The organism is Prescottella agglutinans (assembly GCF_004011865.1).
Lineage (GTDB): Bacteria > Actinomycetota > Actinomycetes > Mycobacteriales > Mycobacteriaceae > Prescottella > Prescottella agglutinans.
This window is the reverse complement of the sequence record NZ_RKLP01000012.1, coordinates 184,284-195,000: the sequence shown is the minus strand read 5'-3', so window position 1 is coordinate 195,000 and position 10,717 is coordinate 184,284. Positions and strand designations below refer to the sequence as shown.

The 10,717-nt window shown below is 68.2% G+C and carries 13 protein-coding genes; 11 read left to right on the top strand and 2 right to left on the bottom strand.

The features are described from left to right. The first annotated feature begins 49 nt into the window (after window positions 1-49). From EGT67_RS21715 to EGT67_RS21705, 3 genes are all read left to right on the top strand, one after another. A complete protein-coding gene (locus EGT67_RS21715; RefSeq protein ID WP_127918175.1) occupies window positions 50-868 on the top strand; it encodes a glutaminyl-peptide cyclotransferase in 819 nt (272 codons plus the stop codon). 90 nt (window positions 869-958) lie between these two features. Then, on the top strand, window positions 959-2,701 hold the full coding sequence (locus EGT67_RS21710) for an MFS transporter (RefSeq protein WP_127918174.1): 1,743 nt from the start codon (window positions 959-961) through the stop codon (window positions 2,699-2,701). A 27-nt stretch (window positions 2,702-2,728) separates the two neighbouring features. Continuing rightward, window positions 2,729-3,226 (top strand): DUF2771 family protein, encoded by a 498-nt coding sequence (locus EGT67_RS21705; RefSeq protein ID WP_241566169.1) that lies wholly within the window; start codon window positions 2,729-2,731, stop codon window positions 3,224-3,226. 78 nt (window positions 3,227-3,304) lie between these two features. On the opposite strand, the gene EGT67_RS21700 is transcribed toward EGT67_RS21705, so the two are convergent. Continuing rightward, on the bottom strand, window positions 3,305-3,718 hold the full coding sequence (locus tag EGT67_RS21700) for a cold-shock protein (protein ID WP_127918172.1): 414 nt from the start codon (window positions 3,716-3,718) through the stop codon (window positions 3,305-3,307). Window positions 3,719-3,968: 250 nt separating this feature from the next. On the opposite strand from EGT67_RS21700, the gene EGT67_RS21695 reads away from it, so the two are divergent. The 7 genes from EGT67_RS21695 (at window position 3,969) to EGT67_RS21665 (ending at window position 9,585) form a co-directional block, all read left to right on the top strand. Then, window positions 3,969-4,745 (top strand): cyclase family protein, encoded by a 777-nt coding sequence (locus EGT67_RS21695; RefSeq protein ID WP_127918171.1) that lies wholly within the window; start codon window positions 3,969-3,971, stop codon window positions 4,743-4,745. Beyond that, window positions 4,742-6,382, top strand: a complete 1,641-nt coding sequence (locus tag EGT67_RS21690) for a thiamine pyrophosphate-binding protein (RefSeq protein ID WP_127918170.1) — start codon at window positions 4,742-4,744, stop codon at window positions 6,380-6,382. Before EGT67_RS21695 ends, EGT67_RS21690 begins: the two co-directional genes overlap by 4 nt. Window positions 6,383-6,673: 291 nt before the next feature. Continuing rightward, window positions 6,674-7,195, top strand: coding sequence for an alternate-type signal peptide domain-containing protein (locus EGT67_RS21685; RefSeq protein ID WP_127918169.1), 522 nt, complete (start codon window positions 6,674-6,676; stop codon window positions 7,193-7,195). A gap of 4 nt (window positions 7,196-7,199) precedes the next feature. After that, complete coding sequence (locus EGT67_RS21680) at window positions 7,200-7,745, top strand: hypothetical protein (protein WP_241566168.1); 546 nt, start codon at window positions 7,200-7,202, stop codon at window positions 7,743-7,745. Window position 7,746: 1 nt separating this feature from the next. Then, a complete protein-coding gene (locus EGT67_RS21675; RefSeq protein ID WP_127918168.1) occupies window positions 7,747-8,385 on the top strand; it encodes a signal peptidase I in 639 nt (212 codons plus the stop codon). A gap of 13 nt (window positions 8,386-8,398) precedes the next feature. Then, complete coding sequence (locus EGT67_RS21670) at window positions 8,399-8,992, top strand: SipW-dependent-type signal peptide-containing protein (RefSeq protein WP_164877634.1); 594 nt, start codon at window positions 8,399-8,401, stop codon at window positions 8,990-8,992. Window positions 8,993-9,126: 134 nt separating this feature from the next. Next, complete coding sequence (locus tag EGT67_RS21665) at window positions 9,127-9,585, top strand: signal peptidase I (protein ID WP_421958153.1); 459 nt, start codon at window positions 9,127-9,129, stop codon at window positions 9,583-9,585. A gap of 37 nt (window positions 9,586-9,622) precedes the next feature. Here the strand turns inward: EGT67_RS21665 and EGT67_RS21660 are convergent, their stop codons facing one another. Next, window positions 9,623-10,411 (bottom strand): hypothetical protein, encoded by a 789-nt coding sequence (locus EGT67_RS21660; protein ID WP_164877633.1) that lies wholly within the window; start codon window positions 10,409-10,411, stop codon window positions 9,623-9,625. 94 nt (window positions 10,412-10,505) lie between these two features. On the opposite strand from EGT67_RS21660, the gene EGT67_RS21655 reads away from it, so the two are divergent. Further along, window positions 10,506-10,709, top strand: a complete 204-nt coding sequence (locus tag EGT67_RS21655; protein ID WP_127918164.1) for a hypothetical protein — start codon at window positions 10,506-10,508, stop codon at window positions 10,707-10,709. Window positions 10,710-10,717: the final 8 nt, after the last annotated feature.

The window sequence follows — 10,717 nt, the reverse complement described above, 5'->3', positions numbered from 1 at the left end:
TGCCGCACTCGGTCCCGTGTGTGCGCGTGCGGGCTGTCATGCTGGTCCCGTGAATCGGCGTCGCACCCCGCAACCCACCGCGATCGGAGTGTCCGTTCTCGCCGTCGCACTGCTCGCCGGCTGCTCCTCGAGCACCTCGACCGCCCCGCCGGAAGGTGCGGTGATCGCCGAGCATCTGCAGCCGGAGATCGTCCGGGAACTGCCGCACGACCCGGGCGCGTTCACGCAGGGCCTGGAGATCTCCGACGGCACGCTCTACGAGAGCACCGGCCGGGTCGGCCGGTCCTGGGTGCGGGCGACGTCGGTCGACACCGGCACCGAAGTCGCGCACGCCGACCTGGCGCGGCCGATGTTCGGGGAGGGCATCACCGTCGTCGGCGACACCGTCTGGCAGATCACGTGGAAGGACGGCGTCGCGTTCGCCCGCGACCGCGACACCCTCGCGCCGCAGCGGCAGGTCGAGTACGACGGCGAGGGCTGGGGGCTGTGCACCCAGGCCGACCGCCTGGTGATGAGCGACGGCTCGGACACCCTGACGTTCCGGGATCCGGCCACGTTCGACGCGACCGGGTCGGTCGACGTCACGCTCGACGGCCGACCGCTCGACCGGCTCAACGAACTCGAATGCAGCAGCGACGGTTTCGTCTACGCCAACGTGTGGACCACCGACCTGATCGTGAAGATCGACCCCGCGACGGGGGCCGTGGTGGGGCGCATCGACGCCGGCAATCTGAAGGACGCGCTGCCCGCCGACGAGCGCGACGACATCGACGTCCTCAACGGAATCGCGCAGATTCCCGGCACCGACCGGTTCCTCGTCACCGGCAAGCTGTGGCCGCGGATGTTCGAGGTGCGCTTCGTCGCCTGAGTGCGTCCCGCACGGATCCGACACGTCCGGGCGAGCAGGAACGGACCGCCCGTGTCGTGCATTGTCCGACGACTAGGACAGAATTGAGGAGTGACCGGACCCCGCGAACCCCACGACGCCTCCGGGCGTGGGCAGCAACCGCGTGATCCCGCGTCCCGGCGACATCCCGGTTACGACAACTACCCGCCGTCCCAGCGCGCTGCTGCGCGCCGGTCACCGCTGCCGCCGCTGCACCCGGTGGACCGGACCGCGCCCACCGAACGGGTCGCACCCACCGAGCGGGCGGCGCCCACCGAGCGCATCGCGCCGCCGACGCGGCCGATCCCGGAACCGGACACCGGCGGGGGCGACGCGGCCCGCGGGACCGACGCCACCAGCGGCGCCCCGAAGCCGCCGCCGATGCCCCGCAAGCTGACCGTCACGCGGGTCGCGGCCATGCGCAGTCGCGAACTGACGAACAAGGGCATCGCGACGTTCCGCCGCGCCGCGACCGCCGACGGCGCCGACAAGTCCGGGCTGACGGCGCTGACGTACGCGGTGATGGCGAACTTCGCGACCGACGCCGCGATCGCCGTCGCGCTGGCCAACACGCTGTTCTTCTCGGCGGCCACGGGCGAGGACAAGACCAAGGTCGCGCTGTACCTGCTGATCACGATCGCGCCGTTCGCGGTGATCGCACCCCTGATCGGGCCGGCCCTCGACCGACTGCAGCGGGGCCGACGGATCGCGCTGGCCTCGTCGTTCGCGCTGCGGACGGTGCTGGCGGTGGTGCTCGTCTTCAACTTCGACAGCTGGGCGCTGTATCCGTGTGCGCTCGGGATGATGGTGCTCAGTAAGTCGTTCTCGGTGCTCAAGAGTGCGGTGACGCCGCGCGTGCTGCCACCCGAGATCGACCTGGTGCGGGTCAATTCCCGGCTGACGGTGTTCGGCCTGATCGGCGGCACCATCGGGGCCGGCGCGCTGGCCGGAGCGCTGGCACTGGTGACCGGGTCGACGGGTGCGCTGTGGCTGGCCGCGGTGATCACCGCGTTGGGCGCCTACCTGAGCATGCGGATCCCGGCGTGGGTCGAGGTCACCGAGGGCGAGGTCCCGGCGACGCTGACGTTCCACGGCGACGACTCCCCCACCGAACTGATCGACGTCGGCGGGAAGGGGCGCGTCGCGGCGGGTGAGGGCAAGGCGACCAAGCGCCGTCAACCGCTCGGGCGTGTGGTGGTCACGGGCCTGTGGGGCAACGGCACCATCCGCGTGCTGACCGGCTTCCTGACGCTGTACATCGCGTTCGTCGCGAAGGCGAACACCAACCACGAGGCCCTGATGCAGGCCGCGATGCTCGGTCTCGTCGGCGCCGCCGCCGGCATCGGCAACTTCGCGGGCAACGCCACCGGTGCCCGCCTCGAACTGGGGCGCCCGGCGGTGGTGGTGGTGCGCTGCACGATCGCGGTGACGGTCGTCGCGATCCTCGTGGCCATCACCGGCAATCTCCTGGCGGCGGCGCTCGCGGCGCTGGTCGCGTCCGGGGCGAGCGCGCTGGCGAAGGTGTCGCTGGACGCCTCGCTGCAGCAGGACCTGCCCGAGGAGTCCATCGCGTCCGGCTTCGGCCGCTCCGAGACCGTCCTCCAGCTGAGCTGGGTCATCGGCGGTGCGCTCGGTGTCCTGCTGCCCACCGAACTGTGGATCGGTTTCACCGTCGTGTCGGTGGTGCTTACGATCGGTTTGGTTCAGACGATCCTGACGTCCCGCGGAGCAACCCTGCTCCCGGGCCTGGGCGGCAGGCGCCCGGAGCACGTCAACCCCGAGACCACCGTCGGCCACAGCCCTCGTGCCGACTGATCCACCGAGCGAGAAACGGAATCGATGATGGAAGCCCGGACGAAGAAGATTGTTGCGCTGATCGCTGCGGCGGTGGTGGTGGTCGCGGCCGGTCTCGCCGGGGTCGTCGCCTACCTGGTCGGTGAGTCGAAGGAGAAGCTGCCGACCATCACCGCGTACGCGCACCAGGAGTCGGCCGAGGTCCAGCCCGGCTTCTGCGATCCGTCGCTGCAGTGCGCCGGGCTCGAGATCGTCGAACTCCACGTCCCCGAGGGCTACCCGCTGCAGCTGTCGCTGCCGAAGGAGGTCGCCGACTCGGACTGGCGGCTGAACGTCCAGATCGGCAACCCCAAGACCGGCGAGATCTTCGAGGGCTACCGCGACTACAAGCCCGGTGAGGCGTACGCGGTGACGGTCCCCGGCAACGAGGGTGAGCAGCTGATCAGCGCGATCATCCAGCTGCCCGCCAAGGGCGGACTCGCCCCGATCTGGGCGATCCAGACGATGCCGCTGCCGGGCGGCGGCGTGGTCGCGCCCGCGTCGTAAGCAGCGCGGCAACCACGAACGAAGGGAGCCCCCCGGTGACACCGGGGGGCTCCCTTTCTCGTTCGTGCGGTCGGCGACTCAGCTGTCGAGCTCACGCGCGACGGCGCGCACCACCTCGGAGATCCGCTGGGCGGTCTTGCGGTCCGGGTACTTGCCCTTGCGCAGGTCGGGCTGGATCTTCGCCTCGAGCAGCGTGATCATGTCCTCGACCATGCCGTGCAGCTCGTCCGGGGTGTGCTTGCGCGGCACGGCGGCATCGCGGCGGGCACCGCCCTGGCGCACCGACGGCGCCGGGTCGAGCACCTTGACGCTCAGCGCCTGCGGTCCACGGCGCCCGGCGGCCATGCCGAACTCGACGCGCTGGCCGGCCTTGAGTCCTTCGACACCGTCGGGCAGCGCGGCCGCGCGGACGTACACGTCCTCCCCCTCTTCCTGCGACAGGAAGCCGAACCCCTTCTCGACGTCGTACCACTTCACCTTGCCGGTAGGCACCGCGTTCACCTGCTCATCTGCCTGCCGCGCTCTCCGTTGAGCGCGCGCGTGGATAATGCAAAACAACGCGCCCCACGTGGAGTGCGGGACGCGTGAATGCCCGAGTGTACCCGTCGGAACCGGTGCCCGGCATCCTCGTTTCCCGGCGTGCAGGCGCCCCGACCAGGCGGTCGGTTCGCCCGGGACCGATACTCGTCGCAATGGTCGGCGATCCGGTGCTGGACCATCCCTACGACAGGAGGACCACACCGTGACGACGCTGACCGACCTGCTCACCAAGATCGGCTCCAAGAGCATCGAGGTGCTCGACCTCACCGCGCCGCTGAGCGCGGAGACGCCGGTGCTGCACCTGCCGGAGCCGTTCGCGAACACCATCCCGGCGCGACTGGAGACCGTCAGCAACTTCGACGACGACGGTCCGGCGTGGGCGTGGAACAACCTGCACACCGGCGAGCACACCGGCACCCATCTGGATGCGCCGACGCACTGGATCACCGGGCGGGACGGCGCCAGCGTCGACCAGATCCCGCCGGAGCGGCTGATCGGCCCGATCGCGGTCGTCGACGTCACCGCCGAGGTGGAGCAGAACCCCGACTTCGTGCTCGAGGTGGAGCACCTCGAGCAGTGGGAGGCGGAGAACGGCCCGCTGCCCGACGGCGCGTGGCTGATCCTGCGCACCGGGTGGGCCGAGCGCGGTTCCGATCCGGCGCGGTTCGCGAACGCCGACGCCGACGGCCCGCACACCCCCGGCGTGTCCGTGGCGGCGGCCAAGTGGCTGGCCGAGTCGAGCCCCATCACGGGCCTCGGCGTGGAGACGGTCGGCATCGACGCCGGCATCGCGGGCGGCTTCGACCCGATGTTCCCCGCCCACTACTACCTGCTCGGCAACGACAAGTACGGCCTGACGCAGCTGCGGAACGTCGACAAGCTGCCGACCCTCGGTGCGATGTTGGTGGCGTCGCCGCTGCCGATCGTCGGCGGCACCGGCAGCCCGGCCCGCGTGTTCGCCCTGGTCGAGCACGCATGAGTGCCACCGTCGCGCAACTGGTCGGCCGCACACTCGCCGACCTCGGTGTCGGGCACGCGTTCGGGGTGGTGGGCAGCGGCAACTTCGCGGTCACGGGCGCGCTGATCGCGGCCGGGGTGCCGTTCGTCGCGGCGCGGCACGAGGGCGGGGCGGCCACCATGGCCGACGCCTACTCCCGCATGTCGCGCCTGCCGGCGGTCGTCACCACCCACCAGGGGTGTGGGCTGACCAACGCGGCGACGGGAATCGGGGAGGCCGCCAAGAGCCGCACCCCGCTGATCGTGCTGACCGCCGACACCGCGGGCGCGGCGGTGCGCTCGAACTTCCGGATCGACCAGGACGCGTTGGCGCGCAGCGTCGGTGCCGTGGCCGAGCGGGTGCATTCGGCGGCGTCGGCGGTGGCCGACACCGTCCGCGCGTACCGCACGGCGGTCCGCGAGCGCCGCACCGTGGTGCTGAGCCTGCCGCTGGACGTGCAGGAGCAGCCGGCCCCGGAGTCGTGGGCCGTTCCCTTGCTGCCGCCGGCGCAGCGGGTGCGCCCGGACGCGAACGCGCTGACCTCGCTGGTGGCGCTGCTGGAACGCGCGCAGCGCCCGGTGTTCGTCGCCGGTCGCGGCGCCCGGGACGCCGGGCCGCAGCTCGCCGCGCTGGCGGCGCGGACCGGCGCACTGGTCGCGACGTCGGCGGTGGCCAATGGTTTGTTCGAGGGAAATCCGTTCTCGCTGGGCATCTCCGGCGGGTTCTCGTGCCCGCTCACCGCGGAATTGATCGCCGACGCCGACCTGATCGTCGGCTGGGGCTGCGCGCTGAACATGTGGACGATGCGGCACGGCTCGCTGATCGGCGCCGACGCCACCGTCGTGCAGGTGGACGTCGAGGATGCGGCACTGGGCGCGAACCGTCCGATCGACCTGGGCGTGCTGGGCGACTGCCGCGAGACCGCGGCGGCCGCGCTGGAGGCGGTCGGGCCGACGCGCGTCGGCTATCGCACCGACGACGTGCGGACTCGTATTGCCGCGCAGGGTCGTTGGAACGACGTCGTCCTCCACGACCTGTCGACCGACGAGACCATCGACCCGCGGGTGCTGTCGCGCGAACTGGACGCGATCCTGCCCCGGGAGCGGACGGTGTCGGTGGACTCGGGCAACTTCATGGGCTACCCGAGCGCGTACCTGTCGGTGCCGGACGAATTCGGTTTCTGCTTCACGCAGGCGTTCCAGTCGATCGGCCTGGGACTGGCCACCGCGATCGGGACGGCGCTGGCCCAGCCGAACCGACTGCCGGTCGCGGCGCTGGGCGACGGCGGATTCCTCATGGGGATCTCCGAATTGGAGACCGTCGTCCGACTGGGACTGCCGATGGTGCTGGTGGTCTACAACGACAGCGCGTACGGCGCGGAGGTCCACCACTTCGACGCCCCCGGCACCGACCACTCGGCGGTCACGTTTCCCGACACCGACCTCGCCGCGATAGCCCGCGGTTACGGCGCGGAGGCCGTCACGGTACGGTCTGTGCGCGATCTCGACGGCGTCCGGGATTGGGTGGTGGGCCCGCGGATTCGGCCACTGCTGATCGACGCGAAGGTGAGCTCCGACGGCGGCGCATGGTGGCTGGCGGAAGCGTTCAAGGGGCACTGAGGTGCACGTTTTCGATCGCGGTGGCGCGCACCCCCGCGACTGAACCGATCCGGGACGAATTTCCTATTGGACGATTGACCAGTTTTACCTTCAATCAGGTCACGAAAGTGCTACAAATTGTTCGGCGCAGCACGGGGGCTGCGACACGCTTCCACCAGCTTTACCGCGCCGGACAAGCGCCGACCAGATGCTCGCGTGAAACAAAGGTTCGACTGGTCGAGGTGTCTCGTGCCGACGCACCACTCTTGTCGCGACCCCGAAGGCGGGGCTAGAAGAAACGAGAACACCCGCATGAACAAGAAGACCAAGGGCGCCATCGCAGCCGGCGCAGCGGCTCTGCTCCTCGCCGGTGGTGCCGGCACGTTCGCCGCGTGGAACGACAGTGAGAACCTCACCGGCGGAACCATCACCGCAGGCAAGCTGCAGTTCGTCGACGGCACCACGAGCGGCACCTGGTACAAGGGAACCGCGACTGCCGGGAACGAGATCGACCTGACGACCTTCAAGGTTGTTCCCGGCGACACGCTCGTCTACAAGGCGACCACCCAGTTCATCGCCGAAGGTAACAACCTCAACGCGAAGCTGACGCTCGTGCCGGGCACCGCAGGCACGTTCACCGGCCTGACCTGGGGCACGCCCACCGTGACTGCGTCGGGCGTCGACTCCACCACTGGCGTCATCTCCTCGCAGGCGGGCCCGCGTCCCGCGACCGTCGAGACCACGGTCACGTTCGACAGCGCAACTGACGGCACCACGTCGCAGGGCGCAACCGCAGCTCTGAACGGTGTCCAGCTGAAGCTCCAGCAGCAGTAGAGCCTTGTCCAAGAACCACCGTTGGTGGGCACTCGCAGCGGTGCCGGTCGTTGGGCTGATCTTCTTCTCGACCCAGCAGACCGGCGCCCTGTGGAGTGACACCGAGAGCCTCTCTGGCGGAACCATCACCGCCGGCACCCTGGACATCGGCGTCGGGTCCGGTGGCACGACGAGTTCTGCCTACACCCTCAGCAACTTCGGCAAGACCGGGCTGGTCGAGGGCGGCTTCTCGCAGACCCCGTTGACGGTCAAGAACTCCGGCAACGTGCCGATGAAGTACCGGCTGTCCGGCGTCACGCAATCGAACACCACACTTCCACTGACGCTGGACGTGTGGCGGGTCGCGAACGAAGCAGCATGCGCCGCAACCGGAACGCCGACGGGCACGTCGCTGTATTCCGGCAACATGAACGGCGCGAGCATCGCAGCATGGCAGACGGTGCAACCGAACGCCGCCGAGGTGCTCTGTCTGCGCGGCACTGTTGGCACAGGAGCTGGGGCAGGCGTCAGTTCGACGACCCAGTTCAAGTTCGACGCGAGCCAAGTCTGACGTGAGCGCAACAGCCGAACCCGACGACCAGCCGACCACCGTGTGGTGGTGGGTCAAGTCTGTCGTGTCCTGGCTGCTGTTGATCGTGATGGTCGGGATCCTGGCACTGACGATCGTCATTCCTCGGGTCACGGGTTCGACGCCGTTCACCGTGTTGACGGGTTCGATGGAGCCGACCTATCCGCCGGGAACACTCGTCGTCGTCAAGCCGACGGACGTTGGATCCCTTGGAGTCGGTGACGCCATCACCTACCAGTGGGAGTCCGGCAAGACCGATGTCGTCACGCACCGCATCATTTCGGTGCAGTACTCGGCGAAGGGTGAGTTGCGGTTCACCACGCAGGGCGACGCGAACCCCGTGCCCGATGAGAGACCCGTTGTGCCCGAACAGGTGCGCGGCAAGGTCTGGTATTCGGTTCCGTACGTCGGGTACGTCAACAACTTCATCACCGGAAAACAGCGGTCAGCGCTCCTGGTCGTGGTTGTCGGCGGTCTCCTGATCTATGCGGTGGCCATGTTCGTCAGCTCGAGCCGCGACAAACGACGCGCACCGGCGGCAACCGCAGCGACCGGTGACGACGAGGAGTTCACCGCCGTCATCCCTGCGGTCGATGCCGACGCATCGGCCACAACGAAGTAAGAAGGGCCTCTCCATGTCTCGCGACGAGATCTCGAACTCGACCCCCACGGTCGGCGCACGTATGCGCAAGGCGCTGGGTGGCGGCCGGGTGCGAGCTGCCCTCTCCCTCGGCATCGTGCTCGGTCTCGGCTCAGTCGGAACTCTGGCGGCGTGGAGCGACACCGCCACCGCAACCTCCAACGTTTTCAAGACTGGGGTCGTGGACCTGAAACTGGGACAAGACCCGGGCGCCGACAACTACACCTTCAGCGCTTTCAGCGGATCCAGTCTGCTACCCGGAAGTTCGGTCCAGGCACCCCTCGATGTGCGAAACAAGGGCGACATGGCCTTCAACTACTCGATGACGGCAAAGGCCACCGGAAACACCACCGTCGCAGGCCAGATCACGCTCACTGTATTCGGCAACGGAAGTTGCTCCGGAACGGCAATCAAGAGCGTCACGATGTCTACGTCGGACCAGGCGATGATCACCGACAAGGGCCCGGTCGGTGCTCTGAGCGGCTTCGATACCATCTGCGTGAAGGCAACGGCAGGAGACTCTCTCTACAAGGCGATGCAGAGCCAGTCGATCAACGTGGTCTTCACGTTCACGGCCACTTCGGTGTGAGGCCGGCCATGTCCGAGTCCACCATGACCAGATCGTCGTCCGCAGCTCGCACGGCCCGCGAAGTCGCGCTCACTGTCGGTGCCATCGCCGGGCTGATCTGCATCGTCGCGACCGTCGCGGCACTGCTGTTCGACGTGAAGCCGCTGATCTTCCGGTCGGGTTCGATGTCACCCGAGATCACTACCGGGTCGCTCGCGCTCGCGCGCACGGTTCCTGCCGGCGACCTTGCAATCGGCGACATCGTCAGCATCGACAACGCCCAGGGCACCCGGATCACCCACCGCGTATATGCGATTCAGCCCCAGGATGGCGCTGCCGCCGTGGTCACGCTGAAGGGCGATGCCAACGCCGATCCCGACGTCGAACCGTATTCGATCACTGAGGCAGACCGCGTCTTCTGGAGTGCTGGCGGTCTCGGGTACGTCGCCGCGTGGCTGTCGAGTTCGACGGCCATCTTCTTAGGCGGTGCACTGGTAGGCGCCCTACTCGTGATCGTCGCGAGGCCGTCGAGTCGCCTCGACACCGCCGATCACCCTGAATCCACCGACCTGGACGACGAAACGCCCCACGGGGGAAGGACTCAGACGCCGTGACCACTCAGATTCCACGCGACTCCAAGCGAACCACTCGTCAGGTGACACTGAAGTCCATTCGCCCAGCGCTCGCACTCAGCGCCGTCGCGCTGTCCGTCTTCGGGCTCTCCCAGGTCAGCGGAACCAGCGCAGCCTGGCAGGACACCAACAACACCGCCACCAGCGGCGGATTGACCGTGGCACCGAACGTCCTGCCCGCAATAGCAAGCCCCACAGGGGCGACGACAACGTGGCGCTGGGCACTATCTGACATCAAGCAGTGCCATTTGACTTGGATACACACAAACTCCGCATTCAAGTACCACGTCATCGTCAGAGGTACATCCAACAATTGGTTCGTCGACCCTACGGCCGACAGTATTGCAGTGGGACAGCAGGTTTCGACCGATGTCTGGAGAGACAACACCCCCAACGCCGCCGGGAGTGGCCAGACGTACAACGTGGAGATCCACACCGTAAACCGGTACACCGGCGAAGAGGGGTCCGACTGGCGCGGATACTCCGTGACCAGGCAAGGCGCGAGCTCGTGGAACGTCAGCTGCGGATCCGCCGTTTCCAATGTTGGCGGTGTGAGCGGCGCAAGCCTGCCCGTCAACCCCGATTCGATGAACGCCCGAGCGGCGGCGCCGTCTGAAACCACCACAACCACCACGCCGACAACCACGACCTCGGCGCCGACCAGCACCACCACATCGACGTCGGCTACCACCACGACGACTGCATCACCGCAGCCCAGCACCAGCACCAGCACCAGCACAGCGACGCCGACAACGCCGACCACCACAACTTCATCCGCCACGACGGCGACGACAACCACAACGACCACGGAGGCCGACACCGCGCTCGGCATCACGCAGACGTCGCCGAGTGGCTACACCGCCACCCTGCAGTCATCGTCCGCCACAGCGGAGACCGCCATCGTGATCGAGAATACGAACAGCGAAGAGCTGAAGCGGATTCCGGCGTCGGCCTCGGCTCGGTACGAATGGGATTCATCCACAGACACCCTGTGGATTGTGGATAGCGGCCAGCTCTACAAGGCAACCGGTGGCAGCTGGACCAAGACCGCCGTCGATCCGTCGTCCAGCGATGTGCCGGCCGACATCGCAGCGCTGGTCGAATAACGCCACGC